This window comes from Clavibacter nebraskensis NCPPB 2581 (genome assembly GCF_000355695.1).
Classification (GTDB): domain Bacteria; phylum Actinomycetota; class Actinomycetes; order Actinomycetales; family Microbacteriaceae; genus Clavibacter; species Clavibacter nebraskensis.
The window spans coordinates 2565227-2589487 of sequence record NC_020891.1; the positions used below are offsets into that span (position 1 = coordinate 2565227).

The window sequence follows — 24261 nt, forward strand, 5'->3', positions numbered from 1 at the left end:
CGCAGATACTTCATCCCATGAGCGATGGCCCGAAGATCCTTATCGTCGATGACGAACCCAACATCCGCGACCTGCTGACCACGAGCCTCCGGTTCGCCGGGTTTGCGGTCCGCGCCGTCGGCAACGGCGCCCAGGCCATCTCGGCCGTCCTCGAGGAGGAGCCCGACCTCATCATCCTCGACGTGATGCTGCCGGACATGAACGGGTTCGGCGTCACCAAGCGCCTCCGTGCCGCCGGCTACACGGCGCCCATCCTGTTCCTCACGGCGAAGGACGACACCGAGGACAAGATCACGGGCCTCACCGTCGGCGGCGACGACTACGTCACCAAGCCGTTCAGCCTCGACGAGATCGTCGCGCGCATCAAGGCGATCCTCCGCCGCACGATGCACGCGGACGAGGACGCGATCATCCGCGCCGGCGAGCTCACGATGGACCAGGACACGCACGAGGTCCTCGTGGGCGAGGAGCCCATCGAGCTGAGCCCCACCGAGTTCAAGCTGCTCCGCTACCTGATGCTCAACCCCAACCGCGTGCTCTCGAAGGCCCAGATCCTGGACCACGTGTGGGAGTACGACTTCAACGGCGACGCCGGCATCGTCGAGTCCTACATCTCCTACCTGCGCCGCAAGCTCGACCAGCACTCCTCGGAGCCGGTCATCCAGACCAAGCGCGGCTTCGGCTACATGCTCAAGGCCGCCAAGTCCTGACCCTGCCGGGCCCCTGGGGGTCCGCACCACCCGGACGGCCGGCCGCTCCCCGAGCGCCCGGCCGTCCGCACATGCTGGGTCGCCTATCCTCGTGACTCAGGTCAGCGAGACGGGAACACGAGGTGCGGCCAGTGCACGACTACGTGTCGGAGAAGTGGAACAACGTCTCCCTGCGCACCAAGATCACGAGCGTCACGGTGCTCCTGCTCCTGCTGGGCCTCCTCGTGTCCGGTGCCGGCACCATGTACCTGCTGCGCCAGCAGATGGTCAGCCAGCTCGACGCGCAGCTCCGGGTCACGATCACGCAGCTCCCGAAGGTGCTCAATACCGACGCGACGATGCCGGACACGTTCACGCAGGAAGACGTGGCAACCGCGGATCCGGCCTGGTTCGTGGTCCTCCTCGACGCCCAGGGCGACGTGCTCGCCGACAACTGGACGGGCGACTCCGCCGAGCACCCGCGCGTCTTCGGCCTCGACCTGGCCCGGGCCTCCCAGATCAACAACGAGATCGTCGTCTTCTCGGACAACTCCGGCAAGAAGGCGTGGCACGGCATCGTCCGGGTGTCGCAGAACGCATCGCCGGACGCGATGGAGTACTCGACGCTCGTCGTCGCCCGGCCGCTCGAGCAGGTGGACGACCTCGTCGCCACGTACATCGTCATCTTCGCGAGCTTCGGCCTCGCCGTCGTCGTGCTCGGCGCCGCGGTCACCCGCATGCTGGTGACCAGCACGTTCGGCCCCCTCCGCGAGGTCGAGCGCACCGCGGCCGCCATCGCGGGCGGCGACTTCAGCCAGCGCCTCGGAGGTGCCACCCCGAACACCGAGGTCGGTCGCCTCAACCGCTCCCTCAACATGATGCTCAGCCGGATCGACCGCGCCTTCGCCGACCGCGCGAAGACCATCGACCAGATGCGGCGCTTCGTCGGCGATGCCAGCCACGAGCTCCGGACGCCGTTGGTCTCGGTGCGCGGCTACGCCGAGCTGTATCGCATGGGGGCGCTGCAGACGCCCGAGGACGTGTCGCAGGCCATGGAGCGCATCGAGAAGGAGGCCATCCGCATGGGCGGGCTGGTCGAGGACCTCCTGGAGCTCGCACGGCTGGACGAGACCAAGCCTCTGCAGCTCGCGCCCGTCGACCTCTACCCCATCGCCCGCGACGCCGCTCTCGACGCGATGGCCTCCTCCCAGACCCGCACCGTCACGGCGCTCCCGCCGGTGCTCGTCAACCCCGTCGGCCCGATCCTCGACGCCGACGGCCTCGAGCCCACGCAGGAGCTGTCGTCGGACCCGCAGCGCGGCACCGGGGGCGCGTCGGGCAGCGACGCGACCGGGCCCATCGCCTTCGCCGGCGCCACCCTGTCCCGGTTCCGCGCCCGCCGCTCGCGCCGCCCCGGCGATACGGCGACCGACGCCCTCGCCCCTGTCCGCCCCGGCGACGACGACGCGCCCGTCCCCGCCGAGGGGTTCGCCATGGTCCAGGCGGAAGAGAACAAGATCCGGCAGGTGGTGACCAACCTCATCGGCAACGCCGTGCGCTTCACGCCCGCCGGCAGCCCGATCGACCTGGCGACCGTCGTCGACGAGGCCGCACGGGAGGCGCGCATCGAGGTCCGCGACCACGGGGACGGCGTGCCTCCGCAGATCCGGGAGAAGATCTTCCAGCGCTTCTGGCGCGCCGACACGTCCCGCACACGGGAGACCGGCGGCAGCGGGCTCGGCCTCGCCATCGTGTCCGCCATCGTCGCCGCGCACCGCGGCAGGGTCGACGTCGTCGAGACCGAGGGCGGGGGCGCCACCTTCCGCGTGATCCTGCCCCTCCTCCCCAGCTCCGACTCCTCCACGACCTCCACGCCCAGCGCCCCGGCCGCCCCTGCGTCCTGACCACCGCGTAACCTCCGCCCGTCCCACGACGAGAAGGAGGAGACGCATGACGAGGTACCAGGTGGACAGCGAGGCCGTCCTGTCGGCGACCGCAGCCGTCCAGGGCAGCATCGGCCGCATCCAGGCGGAGGTGGCGGGCCTTCACGGCCAGCTCGCCGACCTGCAGGGATCGTGGTCCGGCAGCGCGGCCACGGCCTTCCAGGGCGTGGTGGCCGAGTGGAAGGGCACGCAGCAGCGCGTCGAGGAGGCCCTGGCGAGCATCAACCAGGCCCTGAGCTCCGCCGCCCGGCAGTACGCGGAGGTGGAGGAGGGCAACGCCCGCATGTTCGCGCACTAGCGCGATGCGGCGGCCGCCATCCGCCGCAGGAGGAGCCCTGCACGACGAAGCGGACGGCCCCGTGAGGGACCGCCCGCTTCGTCGTGCTGATCGTGCTGGCGGGCCGGAGCGCTGCCGCTCCGGCCCGGTCGGACTAGAACTCCATGCCACCCGTGGGATCGCCGGCCGGGGCCGGGTTCTTCTCGGGCTTCTCGGCGACGACCGCCTCGGTCGTGAGGAACAGACCGGCGATGGACGCGGCGTTCAGCAGAGCCGAGCGCGTGACCTTCACCGGGTCGTTGATGCCCGCGGCGAGCATGTCGACGTACTCGCCCGTGGCGGCGTTGAGGCCGTGACCCGAGGGCAGGTTGCGGACGCGCTCGGCCACGACGCCGGGCTCGAGGCCCGCGTTGAGGGCGATCTGCTTGAGCGGAGCGTCGACCGCGACGCGGACGATGTTCGCGCCCGTCGCCTCGTCGCCCTCAAGCTGGAGCTTCTCGAAGGCGAGCTTGCCGGCCTGGATGAGCGCGACGCCACCACCGGCGACGATGCCCTCCTCGACGGCGGCCTTCGCGTTGCGGACGGCGTCCTCGATGCGGTGCTTGCGCTCCTTGAGCTCCACCTCGGTCGCCGCGCCGGCCTTGATGACGGCCACGCCGCCGGCCAGCTTCGCGAGGCGCTCCTGGAGCTTCTCGCGGTCGTAGTCGCTGTCGGTGTTGCCGATCTCGTTGCGGATCTGCTGCACGCGGGCCGCGATCTCGGTGGCGTCTCCGCCGCCCTCCACGATCGTGGTCTCGTCCTTGGTGATGACGACCTTGCGGGCCGTGCCGAGCAGGTCGAGGGTGACGTTCTCGAGCTTGAGGCCGACCTCCTCGGCGATGACCTGGCCGCCGGTGAGGATGGCGATGTCCTGCAGCTGCGCCTTGCGGCGGTCGCCGAAGCCGGGGGCCTTGACGGCGACCGACTTGAAGATGCCACGGATCTTGTTGACGACGAGCGTGGCCAAGGCCTCGCCGTCGACGTCCTCCGCGATGATGAGGAGCTGCTTGCCCGACTGGATGACCTTGTCGACGATCGGCAGCAGGTCCTTGATGTTCGAGATCTTCGAGTTGACGATCAGGATGTACGCGTCCTCGAACACGGCCTCCTGGCGCTCGGGGTCGGTGACGAAGTACTGCGACAGGTAGCCCTTGTCGAAGCGCATGCCCTCGGTGAGCTCGAGCTCGGTGCCGAAGGTGTTGGATTCCTCGACGGTGACCACGCCCTCCTTGCCGACCTTGTCGATCGCCTCGGCGATGATGGCGCCGATGGTGGAGTCGCCGGCGGAGATGGACGCGGTGGCGGCGATCTCCTCCTTGGTCTCGATCTCCTTCGCGGCGGACTTGAGCTCCTCCGTGACGGCCGCGACGGCCTTCTCGATGCCGCGCTTGAGGCTGATGGGGTCGGCGCCCGCGGCGACGTTGCGGAGGCCCTCGCGGACCAGGGCCTGCGCGAGGACGGTCGCGGTGGTCGTGCCGTCACCGGCGACGTCGTCGGTCTTCTTGGCGACCTCCTTGACGAGCTCCGCTCCGATCTTCTCGAACGGGTCGTCGAGCTCGATCTCCTTGGCGATCGACACGCCGTCGTTCGTGATGGTGGGGGCGCGCCACTTGTTCTCGAGGACGACGTTGCGGCCCCGCGGGCCGAGGGTCACGCGGACCGCGTCGGCCAGGATGTTCAGGCCGCGCTCGAGGCCGCGGCGGGCTTCTTCGTCAAAAGCGATGATCTTAGCCATGTGTATCTCTCGTCCCTCCCGGACGTCAGGAAAAAGGCAGTCGTCTAGCACTCCCCGTGAGGGAGTGCCAGGGACGATTCTGGCACTCGCCCTACGGGAGTGCAAGCGAGCCGCTCACAGGCCCGGGCCGCTCGGGACGCGGCGACGCCGTCGCCCGGACGGGCGGCGGCGTCGCCGTGGTGGAGGGGGTACCGCTAGGCCAGCGTGACGTTCTCCGCCTGCAGGCCCTTGGAGCCCTGGCCGATCTCGAAGGCGACGCGCTGCCCCTCCTCCAGGACCTTGTAGCCGGACATCTCGATCGCCGAGTAGTGGACGAAGACGTCCTGCTGGGCAGGACCGCCCTCGACGGCGTCCACGGTGATGAACCCGAACCCCTTCTCCCCGTTGAACCACTTCACGGTGCCGTTGGCCATGTGCTTCTCCATGTGCGAATGCGCGGTGTCGGGAGCGCGGTGCCGCCACCCCCGGGTCGGCCGCGGGGCCCTGCATCGGCCCCGCGCCACGCCCTCGGGACGTACGGCGCGCAGCACCTGGTCCGCGGCGGGCGTGCGACCAGGCAGCACGATAGACAGGGCGGGCGATGCCCCGTCGGGTTGCTCCACGGATGCGGCCGGGCGGGCTGGGGCGGAGTCGGGGGGCGGATCAGCCCCTGGCGGCGTAGTCGGCGCCGAGCACGGCCGTCAGCTTGGACGCCTGGGCCGCCGAGACGCCGGCCGCCGGCCGGAACTGCTCGGACTGCGCCACGTCGCCCACGCCCAGCTCGGCGACGAGGCCCCGGGCAGCGCCCTCGTCCGCTGCGTCGTAGTAGTAGACGGTGGTGGTGGCGATGTCGGTCGAGCTGGCGTTCAGACGCGAGCCGATCGCCCAGCCCTTCGTCTGCAGCGCGGTCGCGGCACGGGCGGAGAGACCCGACGTCCTCGTGCCGTTGAGGACCGTCACGACCATGCCGGGCACGGTGGTGGGAGCGACTGTCGGCTCCTCCGTGGGCGCCGCCGCATCCTCGGATGCGCCGCCGCTCGGGATGATGTCGGTGAACGAGACGCGGTCGTCGATGACGAAGAGCCCCACGACCCCGAGGCCCACGAGCAGGCCGGTCGCGAGCGCGGCCCAGGCGAAGGCGCGGACGCGGTGGTGCCGGGGACGGGGCGCGCGATGCGCGCCCACGCGGCTCAGGTCGCCGGGGACCTCGTCGAAGCGGTCGGGGGCGTGGGAGGGCATGCGGGTCTCGTGTCTCCTCGGTGGGCGCGGGGTCAGCGTGCGGTCGGTCGGTGCGGGAGACCGGTGGGCAGGGCGCGGGCCGCGCGTGCGGCGGCGCGCGTGTCGCGGAGCCGCAGGAGGCGTCCGACGAGCAGGGGGTCGTAGGCGAGGGCCTGGCGGGTCCCGATCAGGGATCCGAGCAGCTGGTAGTAGCGCGTGGCGGAGAGGCCGAAGGTCTGGCGGATGGCCTCCTCCTTCGCCCCGGCATGACGCGTCCAGTCCCGCTCGAAGTCGAGGACCGCGCGGTCGCGCTCGTCGAGCTCGACGACCGGGTGCGGCCCGGCCGCGGGAGCGGTCGCGGAACGGGTCTCGCGCTGGTCCACGGCGTGCTCCTTCCCCGACATCCCCCACATACTAGGTGCGGCTCCCTGGGCGCCCCGCGCAGGTCCCCGGGGTGTCCGCGCACCGCGGCGGGCGGCGCGACCCGGGCCGGATCGTCCCCCGCATGGAGGAATCGGCGGGGCCCCGCGGCGGTTGACCATGGAGGCGCGCTGGGACGCCGCCCCTAGGATCGACCAGCGAGAAAGGACCCGCACATGGCCTACGAGATCGAGAAGACCGACGACGAGTGGCGCCAGGAGCTCTCCCCTGAGGAGTACGCGGTGCTGCGCCAGCAGGCCACCGAGCGCCCCTGGACCGGCGAGCTGCTGGACGAGGAGCGCACCGGCGTCTACGGGTGCAAGGCGTGCGGCGCCGAGCTCTTCACGAGCGACACCAAGTTCGACTCCCACTGCGGGTGGCCGAGCTTCTACGCTCCCAAGGAGAGCGACGCCGTCAAGCTGTACACCGACACGAGCCTCGGCATGAAGCGCGTCGAGGTCGTCTGCGCCCGCTGCGGCTCGCACCTCGGGCACGTCTTCGACGACGCGCCGCAGACCCCCACCGGCGACCGGTTCTGCATGAACTCGGTGTCTATGTCGTTCCGCACCGCGGAGTGACCGACGTGCCGCGGCATCGGGCGGGCGGCGCCGCCGGCCCGTCCGGGCCCGGCACCCCCGCGCCCGACGGACCCGTGCTGGAGGCGCTCCGCGGTCGGCGGTCCCGGTCGTCCGTGGGCGATGCGGCCCCGACGCACGAGGAGCTCGTGCCGCTCGTCGAGGCGGCCTCGCGGCTCGCGGACCACGGCGCGCTCCGGCCCTGGCGGGTCATCGAGATCCGCGGTGGTGCGCGCGACCGGCTCGGCACCGCGATGGACGAGGCCGCGGGCGACCCCGGATCCGGCAAGCACCGCAAGAAGACCCATCGCGCGAGCCTGCTCGTCGCCGTCGTCGTCTGCCGCACCCCGAGCCGCAAGGTGCCGGATTGGGAGCAGGAGGCGGTCGCCGCGGGGGTCGCGCACGCCCTCACCCTGCTGCTCGAGGAGCGCGGATGGGGCGTGTTCTGGCGCACGGGCGGCCTCACGCGCAGCGACGCGGTGCGACGGATGCACGCCCTGCGCGACGGCGAGGACCTCCTCGGCTGGCTCTACGTCGGCGACGTTGAGGCCGACGACAAGGGCCCGCGCTCGACCGTCGACGGCGAGCGGATGATCACGGTCCTCGACTGAGGAGGGGGCGTCGAGAGCCGGCCACGGGACTCGAACCCGTAACCGCCGCATTACAAGTGCGGTGCGCTACCAATTGCGCCAGGCCGGCCGACGGACCTCGCGGGCCGTCGACCCATCATACGAGCCGCGCTACGGGGCGGTCGTCGGCGTCCCGGAGGGCGCGGGCGTGGGGGTGGGCGTCGTCGCGTCCTGGCCGGCGGCCTGGAGCACGAACGCGGCGAACGCCTTCGCGTCGTCGGGCTGGCCCGTGTACTGGCGGTCGCCCACCACGATGATGGGCGCGCCCACGACCTTGTCGACGTTCGAGTCCGGGATCTCGCCGTCCAGGACGCGATCGGTCGCGGCGTTGACCCACGACTGGAACCGCTGGTCGGAGATGCACTTCGCGACGTCGGAGGACCCTGCCCCCGCCTGCCCGGCGAGCTCGACGATGCGATCGTCGCTGAGGCCCGTGCTCTGCTCGGCCGGCTGCTCGGCGAAGAGCGCGGAGTTGAAGGCCCAGAAGTCATCCGGCGAGGAGTCGGCGACGCACGCCGCGGCGTTGGCCGCCCGCAGGGAGTACGCCTGCGACTTGCTGGTGAGGATCGCGACGGGGTGGATCTCCACGGTCGCGGCACCCGACTGGAGCCAGCCCTCCATCTGGGCGCCGTTCGTGTCCTGGAACTCCTTGCACGCGGTGCAGAGGTAGTCGACGTAGACGCGGATGCGGGCGACGCCGGCGGACTCCGACTCGGTGGGGACCGGATCCTGCTCGGGGTCGAGCGCCTTCGTGGGGGCGGCGGCGAGGTCCTTGCCGATGAGGATGCCGTCGCTCGCCATGTTCTGGGGCCCGGGCCCCGCGGGCCGCGCGCCCTGCACGACGACGAGGCCCACCACCACGACGACGGCGATCAGCGCCGCCGCGATGCCGCCGCGGATGGCGTAGCGGCCGACGACGTCGCGGCGGCGCTGCTTCATCCGGTTGAGACGCGCCTTCTCGCGCGCGGCCTCGCGGCGTCGTCGGTGACCGCCGTGCGGTTCGTGCGCGGGCGGCGTGCTGCTCATGGATCCTCGCTCAGGGGATGGAGTCGGGTGCGGGCGGGCTCCCGGACGACCTCAGGACTCTAGGCGGCCAGTCTGGGAAAGCGGTGACGCGGCGGGCGCGGGTACGACGCCTCAGGAGACGATACAGGGCCACGACACCCTGTCCTCGGGTGAGGAATAGCCGCCGATCCGCATCGTGCCGGGCTTCCCGACCGCAGACCCGCGTGCAATACTCATCGGGTGGTCGTCGTCGCCCACAGCGATGAGCCATGAGCATCACATCCATCACCACGGATCGTCGGGCACGTACCTGCCCGTGAAGGAGAACACCGAAATGGCATCTGTAACGTTCGACAAGGCCACGCGGCTGTACCCGGGCTCGACGCGCCCCGCGGTCGACCAGATCGACCTGGAGGTCGCCGACGGCGAGTTCCTCGTCCTCGTCGGCCCGTCCGGCTGCGGCAAGTCGACCACCCTCCGCATGCTCGCGGGCCTCGAGGAGGTCAACGACGGCAACATCTTCATCGGCGACCGCAACGTCACGGACGTCCCGCCGAAGGACCGCGACATCGCGATGGTCTTCCAGAACTACGCGCTGTACCCGCACATGACGGTCGCTGAGAACATGGGCTTCGCGCTCAAGATCGCGGGCGTCGGCAAGGACGAGCGGGCCACCCGCGTCCTCGAGGCGGCCAAGCTCCTCGACCTCGAGCCCTACCTCAGCCGCAAGCCCAAGGCCCTCTCCGGCGGCCAGCGCCAGCGCGTCGCCATGGGCCGCGCCATCGTGCGCCAGCCGCAGGTGTTCCTCATGGACGAGCCGCTGTCGAACCTCGACGCCAAGCTCCGCGTCCAGACCCGCACGCAGATCGCGTCGCTCCAGCGCCGCCTCGGAGTCACCACGGTCTACGTCACGCACGACCAGACCGAGGCCCTCACCATGGGCGACCGCATCGCGGTCCTCAAGGACGGCGTCCTCCAGCAGGTCGGCACCCCGCGCGACCTCTACGAGAAGCCGCAGAACGTCTTCGTGGCCGGCTTCATCGGCTCGCCCGCGATGAACCTCTTCACGGCGAACGTCGTCGACGGCGGCGTGCAGTTCGGCACCGCGGTGGTCCCGGTCGAGCGCGACGTGCTCGCCAACGCCACCGGCGGAGCGGTGACCATCGGCGTGCGTCCCGAGGACGTCGTCGTCAGCACGTCGCAGGGCCAGGGCCTCTCGGTCACGGTCGACCTGGTGGAGGAGCTCGGCGCGGACGGCTACCTCTACGGCCACACCGACATCGAGGGCAAGCGCACCGACCTCGTCGCGCGCGTCGACGGCCGCCTGCACCCGAACGCCGGCGACACCGTCTTCATCACGCCGCAGCCCGGTCACCTCCACGCCTTCGACGCCGAGAGCGGCCTCCGCCTCAACGCGCCGGTCGCCGCGGGCTGATCGACCCGGTCCACCACCGCTGCCGCGGTCCCCACGCTCCCCCTCCGGGAGCACCGGGGGCCGCGGCAGCGGCGTTTCCGGGGTCGGGTAGGGTCGCAGCATGGCCGGATCCCTGAACATCACCGCGGCGACGGTCGATCCCGCGCTCCTCGACCTGCCGTGGCAGCTGCCGCTCGACGACTGGCCCTCCTCGGCCATCGCGACCCTCCCGAAGGGGATCTCCCGGCACCTCGTGCGCTTCGCGAACCTCTCCGGCTACGTCATCGCGATCAAGGAGACGACCGACGAGATGGCCCGCGGCGAGTACGACATGCTGCGGACGCTGCAGCGGCTCGAGATCCCGTGCGTGGAACCCGTCGCGGTGATCATGAACCGCACCGACGAGGACGGCGACCCGCTGAAGTCGGTGCTCGTCACCCGGCACCTCAAGTTCTCGCTCCCCTACCGAGCGCTCTTCTCGCAGCAGCTGCGGCCCGACACGGCGACGCGCCTCGTCGACGCCCTCGCGGTGCTGCTCGTGCGCCTGCACATGATCGGCTTCTTCTGGGGCGACGTCTCGCTCTCCAACACGCTGTTCCGCCGGGACGCGGGCGCGTTCGCCGCCTACCTGGTGGACGCGGAGACCGGCAAGCTGTTCAACGGCGGACTGTCCAACGGGCAGCGCGAGAACGACCTCGAGATCGCGCGGGTGAACATCGCCGGCGAGCTCATGGACCTCGAGGCCGGCGGCCGGATCGAGGAGGGGCTCGACCCGCTCGAGACGAGCACGCGCATCGTGGCGCAGTACCGCACGCTCTGGAAGGAGCTCACCGGACGGGAGGAGTTCCCGACCTCGGAGCGCTGGCGGATCAACGAGCGCGTCGACCGCCTCAACGACCTCGGCTTCGACATCGAGGAGCTCGCGATCCGCACGACCGCGGAGGGCTCGCAGGTGCGGATCCAGCCCAAGGTCGTCGACGCCGGGCACCACCAGCGCCGCCTGCTGCGCCTCACGGGCGTCGACGCGCAGGAGAACCAGGCGCGTCGCCTGCTCAACGACCTCGACTCGTACACCGCGGCGGCCGACAAGCAGGACCTCGACGAGGAGATGGTCGCGCACGAGTGGCTCGCGCGCGTCTTCGAGCCCGTCGTGCGGGCGATCCCGCGGGACCTCCGCGGCAAGCTCGAGCCGGCCGAGGTGTTCCACCAGCTGCTCGAGCACCGCTGGTACATGTCGCAGAAGCTGAGCCGGGACATCCCGCTCGCCGAAGCCGTTACCGCGTACGTGCAGGACATCCTCCGGCACCGCCGCGACGAGGCGACGGTCATCGACCCGCCGACGGAGTCGATCGGCGTCATCGAGGACGAGTCGGACGTCCCGATCACCGAGGCCGAGGCCGCGGAGGACTGGCGCACGAAGGTCTGACCGACCCGGCCCGAGGCCGGACGCACGAGGAGCCGGGACCCTGGGGTCCCGGCTCCTCGTGCATGCGGCGCGCTACCTCCGCGTCGCGGCCCGCAGCTTGCCAATCTCGTAGAGCGTGACGCTCGCGGCGATGCCGGCGTTGAGCGACTCGGTGGAGGCGCCGATCGGGATGGAGACGACGGTGTCGCACGTCTCGGTGACGAGGCGCGAGAGGCCCTTGCCCTCGGATCCGACGACGACCACGATCGGCCGGTCGGCGAGGGTGAACTCGTGCAGCGACATGTCGCCGCCGCCGTCGAGGCCGACCACGAAGACGCCGCGCTGCTTGAGCGCCTTCAGCGTCTGGGTGAGGTTCGACGCCATGGCGACGGGCGTGCGCGCGGCGGCGCCCGCGGAGGTCTTCCACGCGCTGGCGGTGAGGCCGACCGAGCGGCGCTGCGGCACGATCACGCCGTGGCCGCCGAACGCGGCGACGGAGCGGATGATCGCCCCGAGGTTGCGCGGATCGGTGATCCCGTCGAGGGCGACCATGAGCGGCACCTGGCCGCGCGAGATCGTCTTGTCGAGCAGCTCGATCGCGTCCGCGTACTCGTACGGCGGCACCTTGAGCGCGAGGCCCTGGTGCACGGCGTCGTGGCCGGCGATGCGGTCGAGCTCGGGGCGCATGACCTCGAGCACGGGGATCCCGCGCCCGGTCGCGAGCGACAGGACCTCCTTGACGCGGTCGTCGTACTCGATGCGCGAGGCGATGTAGAGCGCGGTCGCGGGGATCCTGGCCCGGAGCGCCTCGACGACCGAGTTGCGGCCGGTGACGACCTCGGACTCGTCCTGCTGCTTCGCGCGACGGGCGCGCGGGGCGTCCGCGCCGGCGGGGCGGTCGGTCGCGCGGGCGCGCGGCGGGGCGGAGCGCTCGGCGCGCTCGTCCCGGCCGCGGTTGGCGCCCGCGGACGCCGCCTCGTACCGGTCCTTCGCGAGCTTGCGCTTGCCGGCGGGGTGGTACGGCCGGTCCTCGGCCTTCGGCGTGGGCTTCTTGCCCTCGAGGGCCTGCCTGCCCTGCCCTCCGGATCCCTTGAGCGGGCCCTTCTTGGTCTTCCGTACCGCGCCTGAGCGGCTGGGCTTATTCGCCATCGATGCTCCAATGCGACCCGCCAGGCGAGTCCTCTATCGTGATGCCGGCCTCGGCCAGCTCCTGTCTGATGCGGTCGGCGAGGGCGAAGTCCCTGGCCTCCCGCGCGGTCTGTCGCTCGGCGATCCGGTGCTCGACCAGCGCCTGCAGCGCACGGCGCGCGGGCTGGTCGGACGCGGTGCGCCACTCGTCGGTCAGCGGGTCGATGCCGAGCACGGCCACCATCGCGGAGACGTCCGCGCGCAGCGAGGCCGCCTCCTGGAGGTCGCCGGCGTCGAGGGCGGCGTTGCCCGCGCGGACGGCGTCGTGGAGCACGGCGAGCGCCTGCGGGACGCTCAGGTCGTCATCCATGGCCGCGGCGAACCCGTCCGGCACGGTCACGGGCGCGCCGTCCGCTGTGGCCGGCGCGGCCTGGAAGCGCGTCCCGGCGAGGCGGCGGGCGCTGCGGTCGAGGAAGGTCTCGATCCGGTCGAGCGCGGCCTCGGCCTCGGCGAGCGCGCCGTCGTGGAACTCGAGGGTCGACCGGTAGTGCGCGGATCCGAGGAAGTAGCGCACCACGACCGGCCGGGCCGAGGCGAGCAGGTCGGCGGCCAAGAGCGAGTTTCCGAGCGACTTGCTCATCTTCTGGCCGGCGACCGCGACGAGCCCGTTGTGCAGCCAGTAGCGGGCGAACGGATCCCCCGCGGCCCGCGACTGCGCGAGCTCGTTCTCATGGTGCGGGAAGCGGAGGTCGAGGCCGCCGCCGTGGATGTCGAACTCGGCGCCGAGGTAGCGCGTCGACATGGCGGAGCACTCGATGTGCCAGCCCGGGCGGCCGGCGCCCCACGGCGACGGCCAGGACGCGCTCGCGGGCTCGCCGGGCTTCGCGCCCTTCCAGAGGGCGAAGTCGCGCACGTCGCGCTTGGCACGCGGATCGGCGTCGGCGGCGGCCTCCATGTCGGCGGCGCGCTGGCGGGTGAGCTCGCCGTACTCGGGCCAGGAGGCGGTGTCGAAGTAGACGTCGCCGGATCCGTCGTCGGCCGCGTACGCGTGCCCGCGATCGACGAGCCGCCGGATGATCTCCTGCATCTCGCCGATGCTCGCGGTGGCGCGCGGCTCGTAGCTGGGCGGGAGGATCCCGAGGGCCGCGTACGCGGCGGAGAACTCGAGCTCGACGCGGTACGCGAGCGCCCACCACTCCTCGGTGCCGCCGGCCTCCTGGCCGCGCCGGGCGTTGTCGATGACCTTGTCGTCGATGTCGGTGACATTGCGGACGAGCGTGACGTCGAGCCCGCGGTGGGTGAGCCAGCGGCGCAGCTGGTCGTACGCCAGCGCGCTCCGGAGGTGGCCGATGTGCGGCGCCGACTGCACCGTGGGACCGCAGACGTAGATGCCGACCCTGCCGTCGACGAGCGGCACGAAGTCCCGCAGGGACTGCGTCCGGGAGTCATGGAGGCGCAGGGTCACAGAGAGATCCTAGTCAGCGCGCCTCCGCGCCCCCGCCGGATGACGGGCCGGGACGGCGGTCGACCACCGGCGCGACGACGCGGTCAGAGGCGCTCGACGAGGGCCGTCGCGACCGCCGCGACGCCGTCGCCGCGCCCCGTGAAGCCGAGCCCGTCGGTGGTGGTGCCCGCGAGCGAGACGGGCGCGCCGACGGCGGCCGAGAGGATCCGCTCGGCCTCGACCCGCCGCGGCGACAGCTTGGGGCGCACGGCCATGACCTGCACGGCGACGTTCACGACCCGGTAGCCGGCACCGCGCACGAGCTCCGCGGTGCGCCGGAGGAAGACCTCGCCGTGCGCGCCGTCGAGCTCCGGGTCGTCGGTGCCGAAGATCCCGCCGATGTCGCCGAGGCCCGCGGCCGACAGCAGCGCGTCGCACATGGCGTGGCTGACGGCGTCGCCGTCGCTGTGGCCCGCGAGACCCGCCTCGCCCGGCCAGTGCAGGCCCGCGAGCCAGAGCGGCTGGGTGGCGTCGACCGCGTGCACGTCCGTGCCGATGCCGGAGCGGAGGCGGGAGGGGGCGGATCCCGTGCCCGCGTCCCGGGCGACGAGCTCCTCCGCGCGCCGGAGGTCCCACGCGGTGGTGACCTTGAAGGCGAGCGCGTCGCCGGGGATCACGCGGACGCGGCCGCCCGACGCCTGGAACAGGGCCGCGTCGTCCGTGTGCTCGGCGGCGGCCCGCGCGTAGGCGGCGTCGAGCGCGGCCCGCGGGAAGCCCTGCGGGGTCTGGACCCCGACCAGGTCGCTGCGGTCGACGGTGCCGAGGCACTCCCCCGCGGGATCCACGCGCTTGACGGTGTCGGTGACGGGGAGGCCCGGGACCACGCCGGCGCCCTCGGCCCGGACGGCCTGCGCCACGGCGGCGAAGAGCGCGGTGGGCGTGAGCGCGCGGGCGGCGTCGTGCACGAGGACCGTGTCGACGGATCCGGCGAGCGCGGCGAGGCCCGCCCGCACGGACCCCTGCCGGGTCGCGCCGCCGACCACCACCGCGACGGATCCGCGCGCCGCGCCGGCGACGGCGCCCACGACGGCCGTCGTCTCGGCCAGGTGCGTCTCGGGTGCGACGACGACGACGTGCGCCTCCTCCGCGAGGCCGAGGACCGCGCCCAGGGAGCGGGCCAGCAGCGTGGCGCCGCCGACCTCGACGAGCGCCTTCGGGATCCCCGCCCCGAGCCGCGTGCCGCTGCCCGCGGCCACGACGGCGACGCCCAGCCGGGGCCCGTCCGTCGCGCCGTCCGCGATCGCCGGGGTGGACGGGACGACGGGGTCGTGGCTCATGCCGTCAGGCTACCGGCGGCGCCGCGCCCCGAAGGCGGACGCGTCAGGAGGCGAGGACCTCGTCGAGCAGCGTGGACGCGTGCTCCTCGTCGGTCTTCTCGGCCAGGGCGAGCTCGCCCACGAGGATGCCGCGGGCCTTCTGCAGCATGCTCTTCTCGCCGGCGGACAGGCCGCGGTCCTGGTTGCGGCGCCAGAGGTCGCGCACGACCTCGGCCACCTTCAGCACGTCGCCCGACGCCAGCTTCTCGAGGTTCGCCTTGTAGCGGCGCGACCAGTTGGTGGGCTCCTCGGTGAACTCGGCGCGCAGCACGGCGAACACGCTCTCCACGCCCTCGCGCCCGATGACGTCGCGGACGCCGACCATGTCGACGTTCTCGGCGGGCACCTCGATCTGCAGGCCGCCCTGGTTGACGTCGAGCTTGAGGTACAGCTTCTCCTCGCCCCGGATGACGCGCTTCTTCACCTCGATGATGGTCGCGGCACCGTGATGCGGGTACACGACGGTCTCGCCGACCTCGAAGAGCATGGGTTCCCCGTTCTGTGGACGTGTCGGCCCAGGATACCAGCCGGGTCCCGCGCGCCCCCGGGCGGCCGGGCGTCACCTGATCCCGTAGGCTGAGCGGGTCAGCTGATCCAGCGCGGACGCCCCCGGACGCCCCGGCGCCGGCCCGCGCGACAACCGGAGGGTCCCGTGAGAGCGCGTACCGCATCGTCCATCGTCCTCGCGGCCCTGATCGCGGTCGGCACGTCGTCGTGCACGTTCATCACGCCCCAGGCCACGCAGATCTCCTACTTCCCGAGCGACGGCTTCGACGCCACGGTCGGCGACGTCGAGGTGCGCAACGCCATCCTCCTCACCGACGGCGACTCGAACGCCGGCGCGAGCCTCGTCGTCACGCTCGTCAACGACTCGGGCGACAGCCAGCGCGTCTCCTTCCAGCACGAGCTCACCGAGGGCAGCGCGGACCGCGAGACGCGCACCGTCACCGCGCCCCCCGGCCTCACGAAGTTCGGCGCGGAGGACTCCCAGCGCATCACCTTCGACTCGGTCGACCTGACTCCGGGCTCGCTCACCAAGATCTACGTCCAGTACGGCGACGCCGAGGGCGTCGAGATGGACGTCCCCGTGCTCAACGGCGACCAGGAGACCTACACGAACCTGGTGCCCGGTGAGACCGGATCCACTCCCGACACGAAGGTCACCACGACGCCCGGCACGACCGAGGGCGACGAGGGCCTCGGGGACAGCACCAACTAGACCCGCGCACCGCGCATGACGAAGGCCCCGCCCCTCAGAGGACGGGGCCTTCGTCGTTCGGCCCGGTCGGCGGGCTACGCCTCGAAGCGGTAGCCGAGCCCGCGGACGGTGACGAGGAGGACGGGGTCGGACGGCTCGCGCTCGATCTTGGAGCGGATCCGCTTGATGTGCACGTCGAGCGTCTTGGTGTCGCCGAAGTAGTCGGACCCCCACACCCGGTCGATGAGCTGGCCGCGCGTGAGCACGCGCCCGGCGTTGCGCAGCAGCAGCTCGAGCAGCTCGAACTCCTTCAGCGGCATCGCGATCTCGCGGCCGTCGACCTCGACGGTGTGCCGCTCCACGTCCATGCGCACGGAGCCGACCTCGAGCACGTTGAGCGGCTCGTCGTCGACCTCCACGCGCCGGCGCAGCACCGCGCGGATTCTGGCCAGCAGCTCGCGCGTCGAGTACGGCTTCGTCACGTAGTCGTCGGCGCCGAGCTCGAGGCCCACCACGATGTCCACCTCGGAGTCCTTGGCGGTGAGCATGATGATCGGCACGGCCGAGCGCGTGCGGATCTCCCGGCACACCTCGGTGCCGGGGAGGCCGGGGAGCATGAGGTCGAGCAGGATGAGGTCGGCGCCGTCCCTGTCGAACGCGGCCACCGCCGAGGGGCCGTCCTCGACGACGTCGACCTCGTACCCCTCGCGCTGGAGCAGGAAGGCGAGCGGCTCGCTGAGCGACGCCTCGTCCTCGACGAGCATGATGCGTGTCACGTGGGTTCTCCGATGTCCGTACCGGCGAGCGCCGGGGTCTGCGATGCCTCGGGGAGGCGGATGGTGAAGGTGCTGCCGCGGCCGGGGCGGGACCAGACGCGCACGTCGCCGCCATGATTCTGCACGACGTGCTTGACGATGCTGAGCCCGAGCCCCGTGCCGCCGGTGTCGCGGGCGCGGGCCTGGTCGACGCGGAAGAAGCGCTCGAAGATCCGGCCCTGCTCGTCCTCCGGGATGCCGATGCCCTGGTCGGTGACGACGACCTCGACGGCGCCGTCGTCGACCATGACGCCGATGCCGACGCGGGATCCATCGGGCGAGTAGTTGACGGCATTGCTCAGCAGGTTGTGCACGGCGACCACGAGGAGCGCCTCGTCGCCGTAGACGGTGGAGCGCGACCGCTTGCCGCGGGCCAGCTCGATGCCGCGGAGCTCCGCGCCGAGCCGCACCTGGTCGAGCGCGACGCTGATCACGTGGTCGACGTCGACGGGCTCCGCCTTCTCCAGCGCGTTGGACGCCTCGAGCCGGGACAGCTCGATGATCTCCTGCGTGATGCGCGCGAGCCGGGCCGACTCCGTGGTGAGCCGGGCCGCGAACCGCCGCACCTGCACGGCGTCGTCGGCGCACGAGTCGAGCGCCTCCGCGAGGAGCCCGACGGCGCCGATGGGGGTCTTCAGCTCGTGGCTGATGTTCGCGACGAAGTCGCGGCGCACCTGATCGAGGCGGTGCGACTCGGTGCGGTCCTGCGCGAGGAGGAGCACGTAGCGCGTGCCGAGGCGCGCCACGCGGACGTGCATCTGGAACTCGGCCGCGCCGAAGGGGCCGCGCGCGAGCGACACCTCCTCCGCGAGCGGCTCGCCGGATCGACGCACGCGGTCGACCATCGAGACGAGCTCGGGATGGACGAGCGCCTGGTGGAAGACGAGGCCGGAGGAGATGGCGCCGGGCGACGCCTTCATCACGTTGTTGGAGGGGTCCAGCACGATGCCCGCCGACTCGAGCGCCTCGAGCACCTGGTCGACGCCGTCGGGGACGACGGGGTTCGTGATCTCGACGGCACGGTCGCCGCGGTCCGCCGCGTGGTGCAGCAGCCACACGAATCCCGCGCCGACCGCCAGACCGATGAGGAGGCAGACGAGCACCAACGCACCGGTGTCCATGCGCCCACACTAGGAGACGGCGTCGGGGCGTCCCGGCCGCGGGGACACGCCATCCGGGCCACGAGGCCGCGAATTCAGCTCGCCGGCACCGTGCGTTAACCTCGCATGACCACAGTCGGAGGATGCGGGCCCGTCACCTGAGGGTCCGCCGTGCCCGAGAACCACCCCGCCCCTCGCAGCGGGGCGGCCTGAAAGGACGTCCCCCATGCGCGAAGTGTTCCAGCAGGAGCTCCACGAGGTCCAGGAGCGTCTCATCGAGATCTCCGCGCTCGTCGCCATCTCCATCGAGAACGCGACCCGCGCGTTCAACGAGTCGAACGTCAGCCTCGCCGAGACCGTCATCGAGCAGGACCGCCGCATCGACGAGCTCGCCACGAGCCTCGACGAGCTCGCGATCAACATCCTCGCCCGCCAGCAGCCGGTGGCGCGCGACCTGCGCATCGTCGTGAGCGCGCTCCGCATCAGCGCGTCGCTCGAGCGCATGGGCGACCTCGCCGAGCACATCGCCCAGCTGTCGCGCTACCGCTTCCCGGACAAGGTCGTCCCGAAGTCGCTGCGCCCCACCTTCCTCGAGCTCGGCCAGCTCGACGTGGCCATCGCCCGCAAGCTCACGGACCTCCTCACCACCGAGGACGCGAAGCTCGCCGAGGAGATCCGCAACGACGACGACCGCATCGACGAGCTGCACCTCAGCGTCTTCGACAAGGTGCTCGGCGAGACCTGGAAGGGCGCGGCCGTCGACACGGTCGACTCCACGCTCGCCAGCCGCTACCACGAGCGCTTCGCCGACCACGCGGTGTCCATCGCGAAGACCGTCCAGTACCTCGCGACCGGCGACTGGGTGCAGGCCGACGCCTGATCCGCGTCCGCCGGCCGCGCGCCGGACCGCCGCAGCGCGGTGACATGACGAGAGCCCGACCGGATGATCCGGTCGGGCTCTCGTCGTGCGTGCGGCTGGCGCTACTTCTTGCTGCCCTGCGCGGCGACGGCCGCGGCGCCCGCTGCGGCCGCCTCCGGGTCGAGGTACTCGCCGCCGGGGACGATCGGACGGAAGTCCTCGTCGAGGCGGTAGACGAGCGGGATGCCGGTGGGCATGTTGAGCTCGGCGATGTCCGCGTCGGAGATCCCGTCGAGGTGCTTCACGAGCGCGCGCAGCGAGTTGCCGTGGGCGGTCACGAGCACGGTGCGGCCGGAGGCGAGGTCGGGCTGGATGTCGGACTCCCAGTAGGGCAGCATCCGCTCGATGACGTCCTTGAGGCACTCGGTGCGGGGCAGCGCGTCGCCGAGGTCCGCGTAGCGCGGGTCGCGCGACTGCGAGTACTCGTCGTCGTCGTCGATGGGGGGCGGCGGCACGTCGAACGAGCGGCGCCAGGTGGCGAACTGCTCGGGGCCGTACTCGGCGAGGGTCTGCGCCTTGTCCTTGCCCTGCAGCGCGCCGTAGTGGCGCTCGTTGAGGCGCCAGGTGCGCTGGACGGGGATCCACGAGCGGCCGGCGCGCTTGAGCGCGATGTTGGCGGTGTCGATCGCGCGGATGAGGACGGAGGTGTGCAGCACGTCGGGGAGGATGCCGGACTCGGCGAGGAGCTCGCCGGCGCGCTGGCCTTCCGCGACGCCCTGCTCGCTCAGCTCGACGTCCACCCATCCGGTAAATAGGTTCTTCTGGTTCCAGTCGCTGTTGCCGTGACGCAGCAGCACGAGGGTGCGGGGTTCAGCCATGCCGCCAGCCTATCGAGCGATGGGAGACTGATCCCATGCCGGGCGCCGCCTCCCCCGTCGGCTCCGTCACCCGCGGGACGACCAACACCAACCGCCTCCGGCGCGTCGACAGGTGGATCGCGACCCTCGACGCGCTGCGCACCGCGGTCGACCCGCTCGTGGTCGACCTCGGCTACGGCGCGAGCGGGATCACGGCGCTCGAGATGCACCGGCGGCTGCGCGCGACGCGGCCGGACGTGCGCGTCGTGGGCATCGAGATCGAGCCGGGACGCGTGGCGCGGGCGCGCCAGCAGCTCGCGGCGTGGCCCGACGCGGGGGACCGGGAGCGGATCTCCTTCGTCCGCGGCGGGTTCGAGGTGCCGCTGCCCGGCGGCGAGCGCGCGACCGTGATCCGCGCCTTCAACGTGCTGCGGCAGTACGACGAGGCCGACGTGCCCGCCGCGTGGGCGCGCATGGCGGCGCGGCTCGTCCCCGGCGGATCCGTGGTGGAGGGCACGTGCGACGAGATCGGCCGGGTCGCGAGCTGGGTCGATGTGCGGGAGGACGGCCCGCGCAGCCTCACGATCTCGCTGCGGCTGGCGGGGCTGGAGCTGCCGTCGATCGTCGCCGAGCGCCTGCCGAAGGCGCTCATCCACCGCAACGTGCGCGGCGAGCGCGTGCACGAGGTGCTCGCCCTGATCGACCGCAGCTGGATCCTCAGCGCCCCGCTCGGCGTGTACGGCCCGCGGCAGCAGTGGCTCGGCGCGGTCGCCCGGATGCGCGACGCGGGCGTCCCCGTCGAGGGCGGGCACGCGCGCTGGCGGCTCGGCGAGCTGACCATGCCGTGGTCGGCGGTCGCGCCGGCCTAGACCTCGGCCAGCGCCCGGCGCGCGGCGTCGGCGTCGACGCCCGCGGCCACCTGCAGGTCGACGAGGAGCGGCCGCAGCAGCATCACGAGCATGACCTCGCCGACGGGCGCGCCGGGGATGAGCTCGCGCGGATCCAGCCGCACCGCCACGAGCACGAGGTTCTGCTGGGCGAGGGGCGCGGCCGACGGATCCGAGAGGCTCTGGCCGAGGAGGTTCACGCCGTTCGAGACGGTGGAGAGCAGCTCGGCGAGCACGGGACGCCGCACCCCGTCGACCACGAGGAAGTCGATGCGCCGCGAGATGACGCGCAGGTTCCGCACCGCGAGGTCCATGCCGTCGAGGACGCGCCGCTGGGCCCGCAGCTCCGGCAGGTGGCGGCGGAGGAACGGGGAGATGCGCGCGATCGACAGGGCCGAGTCGGCCGCGGCGCTCCACGCGTCGATGAGCGGCTGGGTGCGGCGGAGGCGGTCGAGCGCGCGGTCGGCGGCGGTCGCGTCGCCGAGCCGCAGGGCGGAGACGAGCGACGTGAGCGCGTAGGAGCACTCGGAGAACACGCGGCGGGCCTCGCGCAGGGCCTGGCGCCGCGGATCCCGCGGGATGAGCGCCGTCGCGAGGAGCGCCACCGCGCCGCCCACGAGCCCGTCGACGCTGCGCACGAAGACCCCGCCGGGCGGCGCCGGGAGGAGGGCGACGAGCACGGCCTGCACGCCCGCCGCCACGGCGAACGCGGCGTTCGACGACAGCAGCCGCGCCACCAGCAGCGTCGCCAGGATGATGACGAACAGCTGCCACGCGCCCCGGCCGATCCCGAGAAGCAGCACCTCGCTGAGCGTGATCCCGACGGTCATGCCGATCGCGGTCTCGAGCACGCGGACCGGCCGCGCGTCGCGGACGAAGCCGAGGCTCGTGATGGTGACGGTCGTCGCGAGCAGCGGGGTGTCGTGGCCGAGCACGTGGTGCGCGAAGGCCCAGCCGCCCGTGGCCGCCACGGCGATCTGGAGGGCCGCGGGCGCGGATCCCCAGAGGCGCAGCAGCGCGGCGCGCGGATCCGCCCGGTGCCTCAGGGTGCGGGCGGCACGGGCCGACCGCTCCCGCGCGCGCTCAGCGGCGGACCGCACCGAGCCGCGGCAGGCGGGGGACGTCGGCAAAGCGGCCGGCGTCGGTGGGCACGATCACGTCCTGCATGGCCTGCACGCGCACGTCGTCGGCGACGACCTCGAGCTGGAGGGCGGGATCCACGTTGCGTCGGACGACCGCGAGCGCGACCGGCCCGAGCTCGTGGTGCAGCGCGCTCGACGTGACGGCCCCCACGACCTCGCCCGCGGTGCCGTCGGCGGCGGCCGGGAGCCGGACCTCGGATCCCGCGCCCGGCAGCACCGCGTCGGATCCGTCGAGCTGCAGCAGCACGAGGCGACGCGGCGGCCGGCCGAGGTTGTGCACCTTGGCGACCGTCTCCTGGCCGCGGTAGCAGCCCTTGCTGAGGTGCACGGCGCTGCGCAGCCAGTCGAGCTCGTGCGGGATGGTGCGGTCGTCGACCTCCGTGGCGAAGCGCGGGCGCCATGCGGCGATCCGCAGGGCCTCGGCCGCGAGGACGCCCGCGACGGGCAGGTCGCCCGACGTGGCGCGCGCGACGACGCCCGGCAGCTCCGACCGCGGCACGAGGCGCTCGCTCCAGGTCCAGCCCTCGCCCGGGTGCGGCGCGGCGGCCGCGTACTGGTGGCCGCCGGCGACGACGTGCGTCCAGGGATCCCGCCACACGAGCGGCACGCCCGCGGGCGCGGCGACCGGGAGCTCGGGCTCGCCCATCGTGCCGATGACCGCCATCTCGGCGGTGCGGTCGGCGGGCTCGACGCGGAGCATGAAGCGCATCCGCTGCAGGTACGCGAGCAGCGCCTCCGCGTCCCCGGCGCCGAGCAGCAGCCACGTGGTGACGCCGTCGTCGAGCACGCCGACCGCGTGCTCGAGGCGCCCGTTCTGGTCGAGGAAGAGGGTCTCGGCCGAGTCCCCCGGTGCAAGGCCGCGCAGCGACTGGCTGGTGATGGAGTCGAGCCAGGTCAGCCGGTCCTCCCCGGTGACGGAGAGGACGGCGCGGTGCGAGAGGTCGACGATCGCGGTGCCCGCGGCGAGCGCGCGCTGCTCCTGCACGAGGGATCCGAGGTGCGCGGGCACGCCCGCGTCCGGCCCGCCGGCGGCGACGGCGCCGGGCAGGTCGAGGAAGGGCGAGCGGGCGACGGCGGGATCCGGTTCAGTCGACATGCGACACCCGCCCGGAGGCGTGCGTGCGCAACGGCTGGCCGAGCGCCGCGATGTCCCACGCCCAGAGCAGGTCGCGCTCGACGAGGCCGTAGAGCCGGGTCGCGCCCGTGTACGCCTTGGCGCCCTCGGTGCGCATCACGGCGTCCGTGGCGAGGTCGATGCGCGCGCTCTTCACCTGGCCGACGTAGAGCTCGCTGACGCCGCCCGGGTGCACGAGCGCGACCTCGACGTCGAAGCCGCCCTCCGCGTTGCGGAGCGTCTCGACCTCCTCGGCCGTCGTGTACGGGCGCTCTCCGGTGGGCGGCAGCATCGCCGGTCCCGGGTCGCCGTCGGTGACGCGGCGGCGCAGCCGCCAGTAGCCGGTCTCGGTGACGAAGGGCACGGGGCCGTCGTCGCCCTCGACCCACGCGTACGAGGAGTAGTTGAGGTGCGGCAGGCCGTCGTGGCTGAAGCTGATGCGCTGGCCGAACTCGCGGCGGACGACCTCGTCGTCGAGCGCGTACTCGACCACGCCGGTGCCCTCCCAGACGCCGAGGAGCCAGGACAGCGGGACGAGCTCGGCGGGGAGGCCGGTCGGGATCTCGATCATGCGGCGCGCGGTCAGCGCTGGCCGCGGAAGAGGTTGTAGACCACGACGAGCGACACCCAGCCGATGGAGAGGCTCGCCAGGACCAGCAGTCCGGTGAAGAAGAGTTCCAGAGCAAGCAGCGACGACATGGCCCCAATCTACCCCACGGGCGGCCGGATCCGACCGGGCGGGCTAGGCGGCGATCGGCACCAGCAGCACGACGGCCGTGGCCGCGGCGAGCACGAGGACGGCGCCGACCACGCTGCCCACGGCGCGGTCGACGAAGCCGGTCTTGCGGGGCAGGGACAGCTGGATCACGAAGGTCGCGACGACGCACGTGGCGAGCACGAGCGGGAACCACCGCGGGGCCGCGTCGGGGCCGACCGCCACCGCCACCACGACCGCGCCGACGGCGGCGGTGAGCCAGACGGGGACGAGGCTGCGCAGGGGGGAGGTCACCCCG

The 24261-nt window shown here is 72.6% G+C and carries 26 protein-coding genes and 1 tRNA gene; 10 read left to right on the plus strand and 17 right to left on the minus strand.

What is annotated here, in order from left to right:
• Positions 1-17: 17 nt before the first annotated feature.
• The 3 genes from CMN_RS11985 to CMN_RS11995 all read left to right on the plus strand — a co-directional run bounded on the left by CMN_RS11985 (position 18) and on the right by CMN_RS11995 (position 2930).
• Positions 18-710 (plus strand): response regulator transcription factor, encoded by a 693-nt coding sequence (locus CMN_RS11985; protein ID WP_012039163.1) that lies wholly within the window; start codon positions 18-20, stop codon positions 708-710.
• Between the two features lie 122 nt (positions 711-832).
• On the plus strand, positions 833-2593 hold the full coding sequence (locus CMN_RS11990; protein WP_015491074.1) for a sensor histidine kinase: 1761 nt from the start codon (positions 833-835) through the stop codon (positions 2591-2593).
• A 46-nt stretch (positions 2594-2639) separates the two neighbouring features.
• On the plus strand, positions 2640-2930 hold the full coding sequence (locus CMN_RS11995) for a WXG100 family type VII secretion target (RefSeq protein ID WP_015491075.1): 291 nt from the start codon (positions 2640-2642) through the stop codon (positions 2928-2930).
• Between the two features lie 133 nt (positions 2931-3063).
• Here CMN_RS11995 and groL read toward each other — a convergent pair whose 3' ends face one another.
• The 4 genes from groL to CMN_RS12015 all read right to left on the minus strand — a co-directional run bounded on the left by groL (position 3064) and on the right by CMN_RS12015 (position 6284).
• Complete coding sequence (groL, locus tag CMN_RS12000) at positions 3064-4683, minus strand: chaperonin GroEL (RefSeq protein ID WP_015491076.1); 1620 nt, start codon at positions 4681-4683, stop codon at positions 3064-3066.
• Between the two features lie 194 nt (positions 4684-4877).
• The gene (locus tag CMN_RS12005; RefSeq protein WP_012039167.1) at positions 4878-5096 is read right to left on the minus strand and encodes a cold-shock protein; all 219 of its coding nucleotides are present in this window, start codon (positions 5094-5096) and stop codon (positions 4878-4880) included.
• Between the two features lie 229 nt (positions 5097-5325).
• On the minus strand, positions 5326-5901 hold the full coding sequence (locus CMN_RS12010) for a LytR C-terminal domain-containing protein (RefSeq protein ID WP_015491077.1): 576 nt from the start codon (positions 5899-5901) through the stop codon (positions 5326-5328).
• Positions 5902-5933: 32 nt separating this feature from the next.
• Positions 5934-6284 (minus strand): DUF3263 domain-containing protein, encoded by a 351-nt coding sequence (locus tag CMN_RS12015; protein ID WP_374058276.1) that lies wholly within the window; start codon positions 6282-6284, stop codon positions 5934-5936.
• Positions 6285-6476: 192 nt separating this feature from the next.
• Here CMN_RS12015 and msrB point away from each other — a divergent pair, with 192 nt between their 5' ends.
• Positions 6477-6878, plus strand: a complete 402-nt coding sequence (gene msrB, locus CMN_RS12020) for a peptide-methionine (R)-S-oxide reductase MsrB (protein WP_012039170.1) — start codon at positions 6477-6479, stop codon at positions 6876-6878.
• A gap of 5 nt (positions 6879-6883) precedes the next feature.
• The gene (locus CMN_RS12025) at positions 6884-7486 is read left to right on the plus strand and encodes a nitroreductase family protein (RefSeq protein WP_015491078.1); all 603 of its coding nucleotides are present in this window, start codon (positions 6884-6886) and stop codon (positions 7484-7486) included.
• 15 nt (positions 7487-7501) lie between these two features.
• On the opposite strand, the gene CMN_RS12030 is transcribed toward CMN_RS12025, so the two are convergent.
• Together CMN_RS12030 and CMN_RS12035 are read right to left on the minus strand one after the other, a co-directional pair.
• Positions 7502-7574: transfer RNA gene (locus CMN_RS12030), tRNA-Thr, on the minus strand.
• Between the two features lie 41 nt (positions 7575-7615).
• Positions 7616-8530, minus strand: coding sequence for a DsbA family protein (locus CMN_RS12035; protein ID WP_015491079.1), 915 nt, complete (start codon positions 8528-8530; stop codon positions 7616-7618).
• Between the two features lie 313 nt (positions 8531-8843).
• On the opposite strand from CMN_RS12035, the gene CMN_RS12040 reads away from it, so the two are divergent.
• Positions 8844-9944, plus strand: coding sequence for an ABC transporter ATP-binding protein (locus tag CMN_RS12040; RefSeq protein WP_015491080.1), 1101 nt, complete (start codon positions 8844-8846; stop codon positions 9942-9944).
• Positions 9945-10044: 100 nt separating this feature from the next.
• A complete protein-coding gene (locus tag CMN_RS12045; RefSeq protein ID WP_015491081.1) occupies positions 10045-11349 on the plus strand; it encodes a DUF4032 domain-containing protein in 1305 nt (434 codons plus the stop codon).
• 72 nt (positions 11350-11421) lie between these two features.
• Here CMN_RS12045 and rlmB read toward each other — a convergent pair whose 3' ends face one another.
• The 4 genes from rlmB to CMN_RS12065 form a co-directional block, all read right to left on the minus strand.
• Entirely contained in the window at positions 11422-12477 is a 1056-nt protein-coding gene (rlmB, locus tag CMN_RS12050) for a 23S rRNA (guanosine(2251)-2'-O)-methyltransferase RlmB (protein WP_015491082.1), read from the minus strand.
• Positions 12467-13921: a cysteine--tRNA ligase gene (cysS, locus tag CMN_RS12055; protein ID WP_015491083.1), complete on the minus strand. Its 1455-nt coding sequence runs from the start codon at positions 13919-13921 to the stop codon at positions 12467-12469. The genes rlmB and cysS overlap by 11 nt, the downstream gene beginning before the upstream one ends.
• 83 nt (positions 13922-14004) lie before the next feature.
• Entirely contained in the window at positions 14005-15237 is a 1233-nt protein-coding gene (ispD, locus tag CMN_RS12060; RefSeq protein ID WP_015491084.1) for a 2-C-methyl-D-erythritol 4-phosphate cytidylyltransferase, read from the minus strand.
• Positions 15238-15280: 43 nt separating this feature from the next.
• Positions 15281-15763, minus strand: coding sequence for a CarD family transcriptional regulator (locus CMN_RS12065; RefSeq protein WP_012039178.1), 483 nt, complete (start codon positions 15761-15763; stop codon positions 15281-15283).
• Between the two features lie 165 nt (positions 15764-15928).
• Between CMN_RS12065 and CMN_RS12070 the strand changes: the two genes are divergently transcribed.
• On the plus strand, positions 15929-16495 hold the full coding sequence (locus CMN_RS12070) for a hypothetical protein (protein WP_015491085.1): 567 nt from the start codon (positions 15929-15931) through the stop codon (positions 16493-16495).
• A gap of 74 nt (positions 16496-16569) precedes the next feature.
• On the opposite strand, the gene CMN_RS12075 is transcribed toward CMN_RS12070, so the two are convergent.
• Together CMN_RS12075 and CMN_RS12080 are read right to left on the minus strand one after the other, a co-directional pair.
• Positions 16570-17250 (minus strand): winged helix-turn-helix domain-containing protein, encoded by a 681-nt coding sequence (locus CMN_RS12075; protein WP_015491086.1) that lies wholly within the window; start codon positions 17248-17250, stop codon positions 16570-16572.
• Positions 17247-18410: a sensor histidine kinase gene (locus tag CMN_RS12080; RefSeq protein ID WP_015491087.1), complete on the minus strand. Its 1164-nt coding sequence runs from the start codon at positions 18408-18410 to the stop codon at positions 17247-17249. The genes CMN_RS12075 and CMN_RS12080 overlap by 4 nt, the downstream gene beginning before the upstream one ends.
• 205 nt (positions 18411-18615) lie before the next feature.
• Here CMN_RS12080 and phoU point away from each other — a divergent pair, with 205 nt between their 5' ends.
• Complete coding sequence (phoU, locus tag CMN_RS12085; protein ID WP_015491088.1) at positions 18616-19269, plus strand: phosphate signaling complex protein PhoU; 654 nt, start codon at positions 18616-18618, stop codon at positions 19267-19269.
• A 101-nt stretch (positions 19270-19370) separates the two neighbouring features.
• Here the strand turns inward: phoU and CMN_RS12090 are convergent, their stop codons facing one another.
• Positions 19371-20126 carry a phosphoglyceromutase gene (locus CMN_RS12090; RefSeq protein ID WP_015491089.1) on the minus strand — a complete coding sequence of 252 codons (756 nt, stop codon included), beginning with the start codon at positions 20124-20126 and terminating at the stop codon, positions 19371-19373.
• Between the two features lie 35 nt (positions 20127-20161).
• On the opposite strand from CMN_RS12090, the gene CMN_RS12095 reads away from it, so the two are divergent.
• The gene (locus CMN_RS12095) at positions 20162-20974 is read left to right on the plus strand and encodes a class I SAM-dependent methyltransferase (RefSeq protein ID WP_015491090.1); all 813 of its coding nucleotides are present in this window, start codon (positions 20162-20164) and stop codon (positions 20972-20974) included.
• On the opposite strand, the gene CMN_RS12100 is transcribed toward CMN_RS12095, so the two are convergent.
• From CMN_RS12100 to CMN_RS12120, 4 genes are all read right to left on the minus strand, one after another.
• The gene (locus CMN_RS12100; protein ID WP_015491091.1) at positions 20971-22092 is read right to left on the minus strand and encodes an FUSC family protein; all 1122 of its coding nucleotides are present in this window, start codon (positions 22090-22092) and stop codon (positions 20971-20973) included. The two genes, CMN_RS12095 and CMN_RS12100, sit on opposite strands and share 4 nt — an antisense overlap.
• Positions 22076-23230 (minus strand): CAF17-like 4Fe-4S cluster assembly/insertion protein YgfZ, encoded by a 1155-nt coding sequence (gene ygfZ / locus CMN_RS12105; protein WP_015491092.1) that lies wholly within the window; start codon positions 23228-23230, stop codon positions 22076-22078. Before ygfZ ends, CMN_RS12100 begins: the two co-directional genes overlap by 17 nt.
• Positions 23220-23819, minus strand: a complete 600-nt coding sequence (locus CMN_RS12110) for a heme-binding beta-barrel domain-containing protein (protein ID WP_015491093.1) — start codon at positions 23817-23819, stop codon at positions 23220-23222. The genes ygfZ and CMN_RS12110 overlap by 11 nt, the downstream gene beginning before the upstream one ends.
• 171 nt (positions 23820-23990) lie before the next feature.
• Positions 23991-24257 (minus strand): hypothetical protein, encoded by a 267-nt coding sequence (locus tag CMN_RS12120; protein ID WP_015491094.1) that lies wholly within the window; start codon positions 24255-24257, stop codon positions 23991-23993.
• Between the last annotated feature and the right edge of the window lie 4 nt (positions 24258-24261).